This window comes from Dokdonia ponticola (assembly GCF_042653865.1).
GTDB classification, from domain to species: domain Bacteria; phylum Bacteroidota; class Bacteroidia; order Flavobacteriales; family Flavobacteriaceae; genus Dokdonia; species Dokdonia ponticola.
This window is the reverse complement of record NZ_JBHSFV010000011.1, coordinates 70475-87913: the sequence shown is the minus strand read 5'-3', so window position 1 is coordinate 87913 and position 17439 is coordinate 70475. Positions and strand designations below refer to the sequence as shown.

14 protein-coding genes are annotated in these 17439 nt (G+C 37.2%); 2 read left to right on the top strand and 12 right to left on the bottom strand.

The window, feature by feature from the left end; genetic code table 11:
* Nucleotides 1-31 precede the first annotated feature (31 nt).
* The 9 genes from ACFO3O_RS16800 to ACFO3O_RS16760 all read right to left on the bottom strand — a co-directional run bounded on the left by ACFO3O_RS16800 (nt 32) and on the right by ACFO3O_RS16760 (nt 10421).
* Nucleotides 32-1285 (bottom strand): DUF3999 family protein, encoded by a 1254-nt coding sequence (locus tag ACFO3O_RS16800; protein WP_379980934.1) that lies wholly within the window; start codon nt 1283-1285, stop codon nt 32-34.
* Nucleotides 1269-3668, bottom strand: coding sequence for a DUF2339 domain-containing protein (locus ACFO3O_RS16795; RefSeq protein WP_379980932.1), 2400 nt, complete (start codon nt 3666-3668; stop codon nt 1269-1271). Before ACFO3O_RS16795 ends, ACFO3O_RS16800 begins: the two co-directional genes overlap by 17 nt.
* 213 nt (nt 3669-3881) lie before the next feature.
* Nucleotides 3882-4571, bottom strand: coding sequence for a DUF6304 family protein (locus tag ACFO3O_RS16790; RefSeq protein ID WP_379980930.1), 690 nt, complete (start codon nt 4569-4571; stop codon nt 3882-3884).
* A 416-nt stretch (nt 4572-4987) separates the two neighbouring features.
* Nucleotides 4988-6262, bottom strand: a complete 1275-nt coding sequence (locus ACFO3O_RS16785) for an amidohydrolase (RefSeq protein ID WP_379980928.1) — start codon at nt 6260-6262, stop codon at nt 4988-4990.
* Between the two features lie 100 nt (nt 6263-6362).
* On the bottom strand, nt 6363-6914 hold the full coding sequence (locus tag ACFO3O_RS16780) for a DUF4287 domain-containing protein (protein ID WP_379980926.1): 552 nt from the start codon (nt 6912-6914) through the stop codon (nt 6363-6365).
* 127 nt (nt 6915-7041) lie between these two features.
* On the bottom strand, nt 7042-7470 hold the full coding sequence (locus ACFO3O_RS16775; RefSeq protein WP_379980924.1) for a hypothetical protein: 429 nt from the start codon (nt 7468-7470) through the stop codon (nt 7042-7044).
* 501 nt (nt 7471-7971) lie between these two features.
* Complete coding sequence (locus ACFO3O_RS16770; protein WP_379980922.1) at nt 7972-9249, bottom strand: amidohydrolase; 1278 nt, start codon at nt 9247-9249, stop codon at nt 7972-7974.
* A 75-nt stretch (nt 9250-9324) separates the two neighbouring features.
* On the bottom strand, nt 9325-9879 hold the full coding sequence (locus tag ACFO3O_RS16765; RefSeq protein ID WP_379980920.1) for a hypothetical protein: 555 nt from the start codon (nt 9877-9879) through the stop codon (nt 9325-9327).
* Between the two features lie 2 nt (nt 9880-9881).
* Nucleotides 9882-10421: a DsrE family protein gene (locus ACFO3O_RS16760; RefSeq protein WP_379980918.1), complete on the bottom strand. Its 540-nt coding sequence runs from the start codon at nt 10419-10421 to the stop codon at nt 9882-9884.
* A 1268-nt stretch (nt 10422-11689) separates the two neighbouring features.
* Between ACFO3O_RS16760 and ACFO3O_RS16755 the strand changes: the two genes are divergently transcribed.
* Nucleotides 11690-14029, top strand: a complete 2340-nt coding sequence (locus ACFO3O_RS16755; RefSeq protein WP_379980916.1) for an ATP-dependent helicase — start codon at nt 11690-11692, stop codon at nt 14027-14029.
* Here ACFO3O_RS16755 and ACFO3O_RS16750 read toward each other — a convergent pair.
* The gene (locus ACFO3O_RS16750) at nt 14019-14924 is read right to left on the bottom strand and encodes an alpha/beta hydrolase fold domain-containing protein (protein WP_379980914.1); all 906 of its coding nucleotides are present in this window, start codon (nt 14922-14924) and stop codon (nt 14019-14021) included. The two genes, ACFO3O_RS16755 and ACFO3O_RS16750, sit on opposite strands and share 11 nt — an antisense overlap.
* A gap of 191 nt (nt 14925-15115) precedes the next feature.
* Here ACFO3O_RS16750 and ACFO3O_RS16745 point away from each other — a divergent pair, with 191 nt between their 5' ends.
* Nucleotides 15116-15733, top strand: coding sequence for an L-threonylcarbamoyladenylate synthase (locus ACFO3O_RS16745; protein ID WP_379980912.1), 618 nt, complete (start codon nt 15116-15118; stop codon nt 15731-15733).
* Between the two features lie 112 nt (nt 15734-15845).
* On the opposite strand, the gene ACFO3O_RS16740 is transcribed toward ACFO3O_RS16745, so the two are convergent.
* Together ACFO3O_RS16740 and ACFO3O_RS16735 are read right to left on the bottom strand one after the other, a co-directional pair.
* Nucleotides 15846-16604 carry a leucine-rich repeat domain-containing protein gene (locus ACFO3O_RS16740; RefSeq protein WP_379980910.1) on the bottom strand — a complete coding sequence of 253 codons (759 nt, stop codon included), beginning with the start codon at nt 16602-16604 and terminating at the stop codon, nt 15846-15848.
* 587 nt (nt 16605-17191) lie between these two features.
* A complete protein-coding gene (locus ACFO3O_RS16735; RefSeq protein WP_379980908.1) occupies nt 17192-17383 on the bottom strand; it encodes a hypothetical protein in 192 nt (63 codons plus the stop codon).
* Nucleotides 17384-17439 lie beyond the last annotated feature (56 nt).

Below are 17439 nucleotides of genomic sequence, written 5' to 3'. Positions count from 1 at the left end.
AATTTCTGCGTAAAGCAGGAATGGGTTTAGGTTACTTCTGTTTAATCATTTTTAACGAAAACCCTCCAAGAATTAAAATCAGCAATCCCATGATACCCCAGAGCCAGATTTTATTTTCAAATAATGGGGACACCGTAGCGTCTCCATTTTTCTGAATCCTCTTTTCATTACCCAGTTCTAATGTGGTCAGTAACGTAGGAATATTTTCTTTAAACTTCTGAATATCGTAGGTGGGACGATTTGCATTTTCGTTCCCATACGTAAGAAAATAGGTAGCAGGTTCTGTAAAACGGGCAATGAGTTCGTGTGTATATCCTTTTAGTTGAATATCACCATAATCCAATGGCTGATTGTCTTGATTGTGAATATGGATTTGAAGTTTTTTGAGGATGGTACTCGTGGGTTTGAATTCGTTGTCACCTTCAGAATTCAGTACTCCAGAAGTCAGTGTACGGTAGGTATAAATCCATCCTTTTTCTGTTTCGATACTATCCGTCACATATTTTATGGTAACAGGCCTGTAATAATCATACGAAGCATTTGGATTCATTTTCAGGTAACTCACAGGAACCGCATGTTGTAATTCGATGTTGATTTCGGTGTGTCGAGCCTGCTTGTTTTCTTCTGTATGAATCGATTTTATTTGATAGTCATTCAAGGTACCTTCGATGCGACTTTGCTTTGAAATACTCACTTTTTGCAAGTCAGGTTTTTCTTTTGAATCTACCCGTATTTTAACATAGCGATATTTTGCATCTGGAAATTTGAGTGTGCTAAATGTAAAGTCAGTCAGTTCATTTTTAATAGACACAATTCGATAGGCATCTGTGATGGTAAACCATTCTTGTTGGTTTTGGCTTCCTTCAAGGGTGACTTTCCAATCAAAGTTTTGTTGTCCAAATGCTAACGCTATTTCATTAATAGACGCTTCCGATGGAATTTCAAACGTATAGAAATATCCATCATCATTGTAAGACGTATTTAAGGTATTGAATACAATTTCTTTGGAGGAGACCAGATCTTTTGTTTTTTGGAGGATATACGGTGCTTCAATAGTATCTTTCTCTTTTGTAATCCCGTAGATTCTAATGTCGGTTAGCTTTCGCGAACCTGCCTTGCCGGCAGGCAGGAGCTTACCAAACACGGTTTCTGGTAGTACAACCTTGTGCCATGATTCCTGAATACCTTTTAATTCACGCTTATAAGAATACTCCTGCATTTGACCATAAGAACAGGAGAAAATAAGAAGCAGTATTCCTGTAATGATATTAGTCTGTCGTTTCATTTGTAATGGTGCTTTTGTATTTGTTATATAAAAATGAAATGATAAGTAACAAGACGCCTAAGGAGACAAATACAATGGTTTTTGAAATGGTGTTGAGGTGCGCAATGTCATATACAAACAATTTGATAAGCGTTATACCAAATAAAGTAATCGCGCCAATTCGTAGGTATTGTTTCTTTTTCCAGATGCCTAATCCAATGAGGAAGAGCGCATATACTCCCCAAAGAATGCTAAGGCCCAATTTATAGGATTGCTCTGACGCGCCCATATCCATCCAGTGAATGAGTTCGCTACTAAGTACCCAAAGTATGGTAATATGGAATAGGATTTCAAATGGAATATGGATTTTTTTCTTTATAGAATCTTGTCGTATGAGTTGATAACTCAAGAAAATAGCAAGTGCTAAAAACATAAATGAAACATACCGTATGCCTATGTAAAAGAACCCTCTAACGAAGTATTTTGATGATGCTTTGTCTAGGTAGGTTTCCCGAAGTTCGCTCAATTCATAGAGCCCACTAATTAAAAAGATTAAAATTACTAATGTGAGTAAACCAAGACTTATATAGGTTAAAGATGTATTCTTGATTTTCTTGAGATTCACGAAAGCCAATATGGAGAAAAATAATAAGGAATAATTAAGTGTCCAGATGGATTTAAAATTCCACAAGCTATAATTTGAGTATTGATTTGCAAACGTATCTCCATCTGTTTCTAAGGAAACACTAGAGTTGTTAAATAGTTGATCCCAATAGTTTACAATTTCAAAACGAACGGCAAAATAGCTGATAAAGATTAACGCGGCCGGAATTAAAAATGAAATGATTTTGGTGAGACCGTTTTTTTTACCAAATGCTGGAGTATATTTTTTATCGCTATTGATGTATTGTATGCCTCCAAAGGCAGCGATAACGAGGAGCGATGTTAAGAAATGAATATTGAATATAGAAGTGAAAGGAACTTTTGTATACGCATATCCATAGCTGTTGTATGCGGCGAACCAGTCGTGTACCAAACTAAAGAAGGCAATGGCCATGACAATATAGGAGAGCTTTTCATACACGGTGATTTTTTGGGCCCTTCCAATCCAAAAGAGCAATACCGCTTCTGCGGCCCATAGTAAGGTGACCCAATTTCCATCTAGTTGCACGGGGATAGTAATGGTGATAAATACGAGCACCAAACCAGCCACGAGATAAAACAGGTTTTTATCGGCTAATTTTTTGCGATAAATGACGACGCTCACCACAAAGTGAATGATCGCATTACAGAGCGTGAAGACCCCTAGGAGTTCTTTACCTGTTTCGTGTCCACTTAAAATGGCATAGCCTAGGCCATAAAATATAAAAGAGTTGATAAGCAATAAAACGATATTCTCAATGCCAAATTTCTCGTTTTTAATGAGTTTGTACGCTAGGAATGTAACATAGAAAATAACAAAGAATGTAGTTAGGAAGATACATGCTAAATTAAAATGTTCCTGTTGTTGATACTCTGCTGCAAACCAAGCTAAGAAAATCACCCATGTGAGTCCAAAAGAGGAATAAAAAAGCGGTTTCCAATATTTTTTAAAAGAAATAATCAAAATCCCAATATTGATAATGGACATATAGCTCAATAATACCGCTACTTTTCCTGAACCATCATTTAGTAAAAATGGAACCGCATAGGCGCCAACTAAGCCTATATGTGCGATAATTTGCTTGTTATAATTGATAGCAGCAATCACACTAAAGATGGTAAAAATAACCATGAAAACAAACGCTATGGTCTGTGGGATGAGTTCGTAGAAATTATACGCAGAAAAGGTGATGAAATACATAATGGCAATGGCTCCACTAACGAGGACAGCACTGTAATTTTCGTATTTTTTCTTGAGTTTGATACCAAACCCCAAGAGACCAATACCTGCAAGATATCCTAAAATGATTCGTGTGAGCGGACTTACTAAATCATTTTCAATAGAGTATTTGGTACCTAAAGCAACTCCGATCACGGTGATGGCAATTCCTATTTTGTTGATGAGATTTTCCCCGATAAATTTTTCGAGCTCGTTCTTGGTTCTTGGTTTTTTGGTTGGAGGAATTGTTCTCTTTGTTTCGGTTTTATGAGAGGTTGTTATTTGTTGTTCTTCAAAAGATGAGGTTGGCACAGGCGTAGGAGTACTAACTTTTTCCTCTTTTAAAGGCTCAGAAACAGGAGGGGTCGTTACTTCTTCTTTTGGGATTTGTTGTTGGACAGTTTCGACTTTAGGTTCGGAGTCTTGTACTTTTTGTATCTCATTACGTAATAACTCTATATCACTAGAAATGGACTCTTGCTTCTTTAGTAACCGTTCTACAGCACTAAAAAGCTGATTGATCTTATGCTGATTTTCTGTCATGGTTTATGATGTAAAGAAGGACTCACTTGGATTGGATTTTAAGAACCTATTATTTTCTTTAATGTGATCTACCTATTTGATTAACTGTTATATAAGATTAATTGAGTCGTTTGAATATATAATTTAGCAAATACAAATCGAATAGTAGGTCTCTAAGATTTTTTTAAACATGTTTTTAACTATAATTAATTTTATATGAGCTTAGCAGTAGTTTTATCCTCTGTAGCCTATGTTTTCACCCCTTAATTCAAACTCTTCACAGCAATAAGTTTCTTGAACTATTCTATCTGGTTTATTTAAATTAAAGAATTGTTTTTTATTTTTAACTTTTAAATAATCTTCTTTTTGGTTTTTGAAACATAACATATCCCCGAATAGAGAATTTCCATAAGGGCTATAATCCGAAAAGTTACAACCGAAACAATTGTTGAGTTTAAATCTCGGTTCGATTTTCTTTTGAATTTGAGTTAATGCTCCTTCAAAATTACCATTCTTTACAGTTAAGACATCATTAAAAATTTTTAAACTTAAAGAAACTTCAATTCGATCTATTACCCCATTGCTTAAACTTTTTCCAATTTCAATTTTTATATCAAGCTTTCTTTCAAAAGTTTCTTTTGTTACAATATCTTTTATTAATATGGGAATAAAAATATTTATATTACAATCGCATAGTTCATATACAAACCCTTGACCACATGAGATTTTATTTAATAAAAATCTTTCTAATTCAGTTTTTGAATAGTTGTCATAATTTAATAATTCAAAATCATCGAAGGATGTTCCCTCAAATTTGAAAGTATCTAAATCAAATTTCAGATATTCAAAATCGTTTTCAATTTCAATTTCAGATATACCTAGATTGTTTTCAAAGAAGCCTTTATATGTTTTGAGATTTGTCATTTATAAATTATAATTAACAATATATAAAGACTAAATATAGCTTAAAAATATGGGAGTGTTCTTTTCATGAATGTATAGCATATTTGGAGGAATTATTTTTCTAAAAAAAATAAGTCTCAAAATAACAAAATGTTATTTTGAGACTTATTTAATCATAGGAGATTGCCCGCTTCGCTTCAAGCAAAGTGTACTGGAATCCCGTAGTCATTTGAACAAACTAAGTAAGAACGGAAAGTTTAAGAAATTACGTAAAGAAAAAATTACGCAATTTCTTAAACAACCACCCTTTCACCAAATTCTAACTTCCGAGATAGTCTGTTGTCATTTGCACTTACAAGAGAATAAACGGAAAGTTTTAAAATTTTATACTTCGCAGTTTATAAAATTATTTAAAACAACCACCCTTTCACCAAATTCTAACTTCCGAGATAGTCTGTTGTCATCTGAACAAAGGTTTTAACACCCAATAATAAGCCGCTTTCGTCTATATAAAAATCGGGGGTGTGATGTGGTGCAGCATTTTTATCTCCAGGGGTTTTACCTCCTAAGAAGAAATACACACCTGGTACTTCTTTTTGGAAGAAAGAAAAGTCCTCAGCGCCTGTAATGGCTTTGATCAGTTTTACATTGTCTTTTCCCGCTGCTTTCTCCATTGATGGGAGCATTTGTGCGGTGAGATCCAAATGGTTGTACGTAATAGGGTATCCTTTTGCAATATCAATTGTTGCTTCCGCACGATAGGCAGCGGCAATGGCAGGTACCATTTCTTGCATACGTTTGTTGATCATTGCCTGCATATTGTAATCTAGCGTACGCAACGTTCCGATGATTTGGGCACTTTCTGGAATGATATTGCTACGTACGCCTGCATTTATTTTTCCGATAGACAATACCGCTGCTTCTTGTGTGAGTGGTGATTCACGGGAGATAATCGTTTGGAGTCCGTCGATGATTTTGACAGACGCCATAATCGGATCGATACTCGTCCACGGGGTAGAGCCATGACTTTGTTTTCCTTTGACATTGATCTCAAAACTCTGTGATGCTGCCATGATACCGCCCGGTTTGTAGGCAATTGTGCCCACATCTTGTCCCGCTCCGATGTGCAATCCAAAAATAGCATCGACGTCTGGGTTTTTTAGCACCCCTTCTTTCACCATGAGTTCCGCGCCTCCTTCTTCTCCTGGAGGTGCCCCTTCTTCGGCAGGTTGGAAGATAAATTTGACCGTTCCTGCAAAGTCATTATTTTTTGCTAATACTTCGGCAACGCCCATTAAAATAGCAATATGAGTATCATGCCCACAGGCGTGCATGACAGGCACTTCATTACCTCTGTACGTCCCTTTGGCTGTTGATTTAAAGGGTAAGTCAGCGCGTTCTTCTACCGGTAACGCATCGATGTCGGCACGTAAGGCGAGTACTTTTCCGGGGCGTTTTCCCTTCAAGATACCTACCACTCCTGTGAAGGCAATACCCGTTTGCACTTCCATGCCAAGGGATTTTAAGTGCGCTGCGATTTTTTCGGCGGTTTTGAATTCGCGATTTCCTAGTTCTGGGTTTTGGTGAAAATCACGACGCCACTCTATGACTTTCGATTCTACAGCCTTAATTTCTTTTTCGAGTGATTGCGCTTTCGCGAAAGCGGACACCAGTATAATCCCACTTAAAAGGAGTGTTTTTGTGTATTTCATAAAAAGGGTTTGAAGTAAATAATAGTTTGATTTGACTGAAAAATACGAATTAATTAGAGGAATTGATGCTCGGAAGCACCTGTTTTGTTGATTTAGTACACTAATCAGCCATTTGATACGCTTGTTGTAACCATGCAATAAGCTCCTCATCGATCTCATTACTATCGGACAGTTGAACACGATGCGTACACATGGTACCAAAGGGACCTGAACTCCCCAGACGTTCTGTAGTAGGAACATCTTTTAATTTTAAACCCAAATCAATACGGGTTTTGGTCGCGGGTTTGATCAGTGCGAATTGTCTCTTCCGAATGATACTCACCGTCGTTTTCTTAGGCGTTATCACCACATCCTCACCAAATCCTTTTACAAGGTCGAGTAATTGCTCATAGATAGGAAATAGGCTTTCTTTCCCTTTGTATTGCGCTTCTACAAGATCTGTCGGGGTACTGTCTTCTTCTTTAGATAAAGAGACAATGGTATTTGCAAAACCATGGGTAACTTGATGTTCTTTCTTTAAGAAGTTGACGGCTTCCGAATGCTTACTGAATGATTTTGTTTTAAGAATCGCTTTCCATTGATCGAGTGATTTGCCTGTTTTTTCGGGCATGTTGCTAATCATGGTTTGTAGGGCTTTGTCGACTTTGTCCATATAGGGTTGCTTTTCTATTTCAAGGTAATAAAAATATTTTGAAATAAGCTTTACATTCAACTCATCAGAGACGCATTTAGCAGGAGTAGTGGCACGGGAGTTTTAAAGACGGATGAATATATGTAACTCATTTACAATGATTCATTTCAAAATAATATTTGATAGGATTATAACTTCTGTATTTTTCTTCACGGACTGCAGCACAAAATTTTTGCTTGTCCATCTCAATAATGATTTTTAGATACTCAATAAATATTTCTGCAAATTCTCCATCAGCATAGCTTATAAGTTGTAGGCTGGGTAAATAAAAGTCATTGTTTTTGTGAGCGGTGACTTGTTCAAAAATAAGTTGAGAGGTATTATAAAAAAAACCTGTTTCAGATAGCTTATGATCTGGATAGGTAGTTCCATAGTATACTTCGAATTCCGCATCGTTGTCAGGGACTAAATTTAGTAATACCGCTGTAGGAATTTCCTTTTTATTTAGATATATTTCAGACGCAATCGTTAGATTCTTCAGATAATCAGTTTCATTTAGATTTTGTTGTTCGTTCATATTTTTGATCCCTAAAAAGGGCAATACTATGAAAGCTAGTAGTACTGAAAGAGTATTCATAATTTAATAATTTCAATTCTTTATATACGCATTTGACGGCAAGAGCGGCACAGGCAGTTAATACAAGCCTAATGGAGCCCTGTCGAAGGGCTTTTCATATCAGAAGATTAAAACTTCGACAGACTCAGTTTGACAACTTAAAATATATTAATAACAACCACCCGCTCCATTTTAGATCGTTTTCTTACTTTCCATTCAAATAGTCTATTGACATCTGACGACAAGAGTGGCACGGAAAGTTTTCTCTTTTTTATGCTCCGCAAATTATAAAAAACAGAAAACAACCACCCGTACCATTTTTAGTGTACATAGGATCATTTCCCATTCAAATAATCAATACTCATCTGACGACAAGAATGGCACGGAAAGTTTTAAAAATTACGTAAAGAAAAAATTACGCAATTTTTAAAACAACCACCCGCTCCATTGCTACTAGTTTACTTACTTCCCGTTCAAATAGTCTATTGACATCTGACTTAACGCTTTGACGCCTAATTGGAAGCCGGATTCGTCGATGAAGAAATCAGGGGTGTGGTGTGGAAAAGCTTCCGTATTTCCAGGGGTCATCCCTCCTAAAAAGAAATAAAAGCCAGGTACTTTTTCTTGAAAGAACGAAAAATCTTCTCCACCTGTTGTTGCTTTGGTCAAGTTGATGTTCTCATCACCTCCGACTTTACGAAGCGTAGGAAGCATCTGATCTGTCAGCGCAAGGTCATTATACGTCACTACGGTCATATTTTGCCAGTCAATCGTCGCTTCACCACCATAGGCTTTGGCGATATCACGCGCCATTTCGTTCATACGTCTGATGATCTTTGTGCGCATATCAGGATCGAGTGTTCGCACCGTACCAATCAGCTCTGCATTTTCAGGAATGATATTAAAACGTAACCCAGACGTGATTTTTCCAATCGTAATCACCGCAGCTTCATCGGTCAATCGACTTTCTCTTGAGATGATACTCTGAAACCCATCAATAATCTTTGCTGAAATATAAATCGGATCCACACCCGACCATGGCTGACTCCCATGGGTTTGTTTTCCTTTCACATTCACGACAAAGCGTTCTGTTGCGGCCATGGTACCACCGGGTTTATAACGAATCGTATTGACAGGCGTTCCGCTATTGATGTGCAATCCGAAGATGGCGTCTACTTTAGGGTTTTCTAGTACGCCTTCTTTCACCATCAGCTTCGCACCGCCTTCTTCTCCTGGTGGAGGGCCTTCTTCAGACGGTTGGAAAATGAATTTTACGGTACCGTTGATTTTATCTTTATTTTTCGCTAAAACTTCTGCAACACCCATTAAAATGGCTGTATGCGTATCGTGTCCACAAGCGTGCATCACACCCGTTTCAGCTCCTAAAAAGGTGGTTGTTACTTCCGATTTGAATGCCAGATCATTGCGTTCGGTCACTGGAAGGGCATCAATATCCGCGCGAAGTGCGATTACTTTTCCAGGGTTGTTTCCTTTTAGGATACCGACAACCCCAGTTTTCGCAACGCCTGTTTGGACTTCAATGCCAAGGGATCGTAAATGATTGGCGATTTTTTCTGCCGTTTTGAACTCGCGATTTCCCAATTCAGGATTCTGATGGAAATCACGACGCCATTCGATGACTTTGTCTTTCACGGCTTCAATGTCGGCATCAAAGCTGGTTTGCGCTTGCGCGAAAAGGGTTCCTGCGAGGAGGAGAAGTGGTAGTATGTGTTTTTTCATAATTATAGTTTTCATTCCCTTGAAGAAGGGAATCTCATGAATGTTATCTGGAATACTATTGAGTGTTTATTATTATTAGCGCATTGAACTTTCTATTTTTCTTTTATGTACGATCCAAGCAGTATCACTTTTTTTTAAAGCTAGTTTCATATAGTAAAGGTCACCAATTTTTATATTAGGAAAATCATATAAGAGAATTATTAGTTCGGCATATGTATTATCCATGATGGCTAATCTTTTTGGCTGAATAGCTCTAAAAGTGCTTGTTTTTTTAGCAATGTTACGTAATTCACTAAAAGTTTTAACTGAAAACTGAATTCCTTCAATTGCTTGAGGATAATCCTTTTCTGAATCTAATGTGTAATATTTATTTTTTCCTTTTATTTCTTCTTTTTGATGTTTGCTGAAAGCGATGTATATCTTTTCCTTGTTTTCTAAGTTATTAAAAATGATGTTATCGGTGTTTTCGATGAAAATGTCTTTTAAGACAGCTGCCAGTATTTGATACTTATCATTTGCGTAATTGCTATTGTCATTATCCTGTTGTGTAAAAAAAGCATCGTCTACATACGTTCGTTTAGCACAACCAGATACTAAAATAATGAAGAAAATAAAAACTACTTTTTTCATTATTAAAAAGCAATCAGCCGATACCCTTCCCCTTGGGATTGTATTAAAATTGTCATGGCCGAAAGGGCGGTTTGAGTCAGCGGCAACCGTCGATCTTCGGTGAGGTTACGAGCACCCGCGGTTTGACCGCATAAAATAATGTCGACACCCGCGTTGTCAATTGCTTCGAGCAATTCGATATTTGGATTATCTACACCAAATTTCTCTTTATACAATTCATTTTTCAATAATCCATACGATGCTTGACCGTGCATCGCCATGCGAACGTGTAGATTTTTGACCGGAACGCCTGCTCTTTCATGCATATTTAAAAATCGCGCAATGGTTTCGATATAGGGATTGCGAACACTCGGATCTTCAGGAGCTTTAGAGACATCAAATACGGCTTTAAATACCAAATCAGTATCGGTTTTGAAGTCAGGGTTTGGTGTTTCATAGGTTTTTCCAAACTCAGGGATGACATTCCCAGACTGGGCTACAGGTTGTTGTGCGTACGCTTTCGCGAAAGCGAATACACATATCATTACAATAAGTTTCTTCATATACTAGTTCTTGTTTGTGAAGATACTTTATAATTTGTTGAAATCGAAATTGAAGTTAAAAGTGGGGAGTATGAAGTTGGAAGTGGGAAGTTTTTTTGTGGTTTGAGATTTGAGAATTTGTGATTTATATCGAAGGAGTAAGGTGGTTGAGTGATTTTGTTTCGCCGAAAGGCAGAAATGAAATTGTACCGAAACCCCGTGTTGGAAGTGTGAAGTTTTTGTGATTTGCTGGGTGCTGGGTGCTGGAAGCAGGAAGTTTTTTTTGAGATTTGAGATTTGAGAATTTGTGATTTATATCGAAGGAGTAAGGTGATTGAGTGATTTTGTTTCGCCGAAAGGCAGAAATGAAATTGTACCGAAATCCCGTTGTTTGAAACTGAAAGGAAATTGAAGCCGAAGTGTTTAGAAGAAAGAGTATAGAATATAGATCATAGACGATTTTGAAACTTAGAGTCATTTCGACAAAGCAAGGGACGAGAGACGAGTTTGCCTGCCGTAGGAAGGAAATCACATCACAGTGAGTTAGGTGTGTGACTCCCCTCCGTCTGGATCTCGTACCTCGATCCATACACCTCCCCTCGACAAGGGGAAGAACTTTGATTTGAGTCATCATCAAGATGACTGCTGTTTTTTTAATATAGATAATACCATTTACCAATTGAATTTACTGTAATAAAACACCCCTTTTTCCTTTCTATTTCACAAGAAAAAAGAAACCGTAGCTTAGGCTATGCTTTAGTATTCTTTCTCATATAAAGAAAAAAATCATCGTTTTCTTTTCCAGTAAATTCAATTAATAACTGGTATAACCAATGACTAAAGACTAGCTAGGAACAACTTTCGCGAAAGCGGAAAATATCAAAGCGTACTTTGCAAATAGAGTAGTGTTCTATTTTTTAATATAATTAGAGTAGTACTCTATTTTGGGATTGTTGATTGCTGGAAGTTTAAGAATTTGAGAATTTGAGATTTGTTTTTTTGTTATTTGAGATTTTTTAAAAAGAGTCTAGACCGCTGCGCTTCTAGATACTAGAATCAGGACTAAATGGATTCGCGTTTTGAGATTTGATTTTTTGAGATTTATTTCGCGAAAGCGGACAAACATTCTACATTCGATAACTTCCTATTCCATTAAGTCTTCTTTTAAGGTGTCTATACTCTAGGCTCTATTCTCTATATTCCTTTTTAAATCTTGTTGAAAAATTAGTAGAAAAAGCGAGCCGATTGGTTTTGAATTTGAGCATCAAATCGTACTTTGGCAGATAGCTATGGATTCTAAACTAGAAGTATATATTGAGGGCTTAAATGAGGCCCAGCGAGCACCCACTTTACATAAGGATGGGGCTCTCATTGTCATTGCAGGTGCGGGCTCGGGTAAGACGCGTGTGCTTACGATGCGTATTGCGTATTTGATGAGTCAAGGGGTGGATGCCTTTAATATCTTGTCACTCACCTTTACCAATAAGGCGGCGCGCGAAATGAAAAAGCGTATCGCAGGGATTGTGGGGAGTAGTGAGGCCAAAAATTTATGGATGGGAACCTTCCACTCTATATTCGCTAAAATTCTTCGATTTGAAGCGGATAAACTCGGTTTCCCTTCTAATTTCACCATCTATGATACGCAGGATTCTCAACGATTAATCAGTTCGATTATCAAAGAGATGCAACTAGATAAAGATATTTATAAATACAAGCAGGTACAAAACCGAATTTCTTCTTTTAAAAATAACCTGATCACCGTACGTGCCTACCTGAATGATCCAGATCTCGTGGAAGCCGATGCTATGGCAAAACGCCCACGAATGGGGGAGATTTATGCCGAGTATGTCGATCGCTGTTTTAAAGCAGGAGCGATGGATTTTGATGACCTTTTGTTACGCACCAACGAACTCCTCAACCGATTTCCAGAGGTGCTCGCTAAATACCAAAACAGGTTTCAGTACATCCTCGTAGATGAGTATCAGGATACCAATCACAGTCAGTATCTGATTGTAAAAGCCTTATCAGATCGTTTTCAAAATATCTGTGTGGTAGGAGATGACTCTCAGAGTATTTATGCCTTCAGAGGGGCGAATATTAATAATATTCTCAACTTCCAAAAAGATTATGAGAATGTAGCGATGTATCGTTTGGAGCAAAATTATCGCTCTACTAAAAATATTGTAGAGGCCGCTAACTCTGTCATCGAAAAAAATAAAACACGATTGGATAAAACGGTTTGGACGTCTAATGATGATGGCGGTCAGATTATCGTACATAGATCTCCTACCGATGGTGAAGAGGGACGCTATGTAGCGTCGAGTATTTTTGAAAATCGGATGAATCATCAGTTAATGAATGGTGATTTTGCGATCTTATATCGTACCAATGCACAATCGCGTGCGATGGAGGATGCCTTGCGTAAACGAGATATTCCGTATAGGATTTATGGCGGACTCTCTTTTTATCAGCGTAAAGAGATTAAAGATGTGCTTTCGTACTTGCGATTGATCATTAATCCTAAGGATGAGGAAGCGCTTAAGCGTGTCGTGAACTATCCTGCGCGTGGAATTGGTGGGACGACCATTGATAAACTGGTGGTCGCTGCAAAGCATTATGGGCGTTCTATTTTTGAAGTAATGGAAAAAATAGACCAACTCGGGGCTTCTATGAATATCAATCGGGGGACGCAAACGCGACTTGCCAATTTTGTGACCATGATTAAAAGCTTTCAGATTTTTAATGAAGGGAGCAATGCGTTTGAAGTGGCCGAAGCCGTAACTAAAAAAACAGGACTCGTTCAAGAACTTAAAAAGGATGGGACTCCAGAAGGGATTGCACGTATCGAAAATATAGAAGAACTTCTGAACGGAATGCGTGATTTTGTGGAGGAGCAAAAGCAACTCGCCGATACCACCGGATCGCTTGCTGAATTTATGGAAGATGTGGCCCTGGCAACCGATATGGATAATGACAAAGGGGATGAAGACCGGGTGGCATTAATGACCATTCATTTGGCCAAAGGACTAGAATTTCCGTTTGTGTATATCGTAGGGATGGAAGAAGATCTGTTTCCAAGTGCGATGAGTATGAATACGCGTAGCGAATTGGAAGAGGAACGTCGTTTGTTTTATGTCGCGTTGACGCGAGCCGAAAAGCAAGCTTATTTGACCTATACAGAGTCTAGGTATCGCTGGGGAAAATTGGTAGAAGCAGAGCCTAGCCGTTTTATCGAAGAGATTGATGATAAGTATCTGGATTACCAAACGCCTATGCAAAGCTATCGCTATAAGCCTTTGATGGATACGGATATTTTTGGGGATGTAGATAAGAGTAAATTGCGTTTAAAAAAGCCGGTTAGCGGTTCGCCGCCAAGTGTAGGGACACCTACGGGAGACCAGTTGCGTAAATTGCGTAAAATCAAACCTACCGACGCTTCAGATGTGCCTATCTCTAGTGTGGTAGGGGCGTTAGGCAAAGGAACTATCGTAGAGCATATTCGTTTTGGACGCGGAATCGTGGAGCGTCTCGAAGGAAAAGGACAGGATCAAAAAGCCGAAATTAATTTTGAAAATGGTGGTTTGAAAAAACTCCTATTGCGTTTTGCAAAACTTAAAATTATTGAATAACAATCGGGAGATAGGTGTCGATATACTGGCTTGATTTTAAGGCTAAATCGACCGTGCTTTCCTCACTCCAATCATCTCCATGACCTCCTTGGTATACCGTAAATAAATGCGGAATGTTATACATATTCAAACGACTGTCTAATCGGGTTCCATTAGTAAGCGGCACGAGCGGATCTTCATTTCCATAAAAAAGAAGGGTAGGACTACTCGTTGAAGACACTTGTAATGCAGGACTATTCGCAGCGGCATAATCAGTACCAGACGGATACTGGCTTTCATCAACAAAGAAATCTAAGGCAAGGTCAAAATTTGGATCATCTGCGTAAAAAGGATCTGTAAAATCACTGGGACCTACAATGTTAATGACAAACTTGATTTGGTCATCAACATCATACCTATAATCATACATCATCGCTAAGTGTGCACCTGCACTGGCACCTATCATTCCAAATTCAGGTAAGATTTGTAAATCGTCGCTTTGTGCTGTAAGCTGATTAATAACTGCTCGAATATCAAAATATTGATTAGGAAATGCAGGAATATCTGGAATTGATGCTAATACATAATTGACATTCACAATCGCATGATCAGGATGAAACGCTTGTACAAAAGCCACTGATGATGCCATGTCACTTTTATCTCCTGAAGTCCAACCACCTCCATGGATGATCACAATTACTTTGGTGGTTTCTGCTGTTCTTCCTTCGGGTAAATACAAATCATAGACTTGCTGCGGATCATCTCCATAGGAAACGTTGGTATACGTCACAGCTTCCAATGCAGGTTCGTCCATCTGTATCATATCATCTGTGATGCTTTGATCATCAGAAGATGTACAGCTAGTAAGAAAGATAGAAAAACAGAGGGAGAATAGGAGTACGTGAAGGTGTTTCATCTGGTTGTTTTTAAGTATAACGTTCGTATGAATAGATAACGTATGTTTTTTGTAGCAATTTCTAATACCTATCAATTAACGTACCCATTTTGTAGAATAGGATGTTTGTTATATTTTTTTGTGATGTTTTATACGCTTTCGCGAAAGCGGACTACTTTTTTCATAACTTTAGGGTGTTCTTATAGAGCTATATGGCAGAATTTATCAAAATATATGAAGAGAATCCAAATCCGAAGGATATAGCGCGCATTGTGTCTATTGTCAAAGCAGGTGGATTGATTATTTACCCAAGTGATACGGTATATGCCTTGGGCTGTGATATTACCAATAACAGGGCTTTGGAGCGTGTTGCTAAAATTAAAGGCGTCAAACTCGCAAAGGCTAACTTCTCTTTTGTGTGCAAAGATTTGAGTAATCTTTCGGATTATGTAAAACAAATTGATACGGCTACGTTTAAACTTCTTAAACGAGCATTACCTGGTCCATATACTTTTATATTACCAGGAAATAATAACTTACCTACCGTTTTTAAAAAGAAAAAAGAAGTGGGCATCCGAGTGCCTGATAACTTAATTACTACAACCATTATTGATGTTTTAGGAAATCCAATCGTGTCTACGTCTATTTATGATGAAGATGAGGTGATTGAGTATATGACCGATCCTGAACTTATTTATGAAAAATGGGGCGACCTCGTTGACGTTGTAGTTGATGGTGGATATGGAGATAATACGCCTTCTACCGTTATTGATCTTACCAGTGGCGAGCCTATCCTTATACGTGAAGGGAAAGGAAGCCTAGAAATATAATTATAATCATCATTATTATATATAATAGAAAAAGCCTCTATAAAGAGGCTCTTAACTAAATCTAATACAGATTTGGGGTAAATATTAGCCGCTAGGCTAATATGCTTATATTTTATTTATCGCTTATAGCAACTGTTGAAGCTACACTGAATTTATTGTTCTGATACGCTAATTCTTGAAGATCTAGTGTATTGATAACTTCTGGAAAATCTCCAGAAAAATTATTGTCAAAAATACTTAACCTCTTTAGAGAAGTTAAAGAAGCAATCCCTACAGGTAATTCACCCTCAAAATTATTACTGCTTATTTGGATATCGCGTAGTTTAGTTAAGTTCTCTATAGAAGAAGGAATCTCACCTTCAAAGTTATTACTGTATAAACTTAGTCTTCTAAGATTCGTTAACGTTCCTAGGTTTTCTGGTAACGTCCCGCTTAGATTATTAAAAAATAAATCTAAATACTCCAAACCTGCAAGATCTGTTAAGTTTGTTGGGAGTGTGCCTTGTAATTTATTGAAAGAGATGTTTAATGTTTTTAATCCTTTGATAGAAGTGATTGATTTTGGAATCGTTCCTTCAATGTTATTTTTGTGGAGATTTAAAACTTTTAAGTTTGCTAAGTTCCCGATACTTTCAGGTAATGTTCCTGTGAGGTTATTATCAGTCAGTGTTAAAGCAATAACTTTATCATTTAAAATGACAACACCTTTCCACGATGTAGGAGATTTTGTAAGATCCCAAGATTGAGTCCAAGCGTCTCCATTGGTTTGTGTATAAAGATCAACTAAAGCTTGTTTTTCAGTTGGTGTGATTTGAGCAATCGCACCAAAAGATAATAACATAGAAAAGACTAGAATTGTAAAAGTTTTCATATAATCTTGTTGATTTGGGTGATATAAATTTAAAGAGAATCCCAAAGCCAACGACGAAAGCACTATTTTTTTCGATCAAATACGCAATATTTTAACATTTATAAAGAAAAATAGTGTCGTTTGTCGATTCGTCGAGAAAATAGCAATCATTTTTTATCGATGAACTACACAATTTTACAGTTAAGAAACTCAAAAGAGGTCTTTTTTTACGTTTTGCAAGGTTCATTTTGTTCTGTTATTCGGATTAAAAAAAGCTACCCATTTATGAACAGTTTTTCAAAATACAATAGGTGTTCTTAAAAAGGATGTCTTACGGATATACCTCCTCTAAAAATTCGTCTTGAGGAAAATCATTGTTACTAAAGTAAGGATCTCTTCTTGCGGATAATTCGACACCCCTCTCCATTGCTGCCCATCTGTGATTTTGGTATACAATAGCGTAGTACTATATTTTAGGTTTGTTCTCAGGATTTTTATCGAGATAATCAAACTTTGTGGCACGTATTTGTGTTCAAGTTTAAAAGTTACTTGAGAGGAATTACTGCGTCAAATTTATTTTTTCAAATATATCTATCTGATTTTCAATTTTATAAATAAATAATACGTAGCTTTAAGATCATCATAAAACTTTTAATTATGTTAAAAACAATTTCAAAATTAGGCGCTGAATTAAATGCATCAGAGAAAAAAACTATTACAGGTGGATGTCCTCCAGTTTGTGCTACTAATCGTGATTGCCCTAGAGGGTATGCATGTCTTATTACAAGTTGCGAACCCATGTAAAAGATGTTTGTTTTACATACAAAAAGAGACTGCCTTTTTCAAGTCAGCCTCT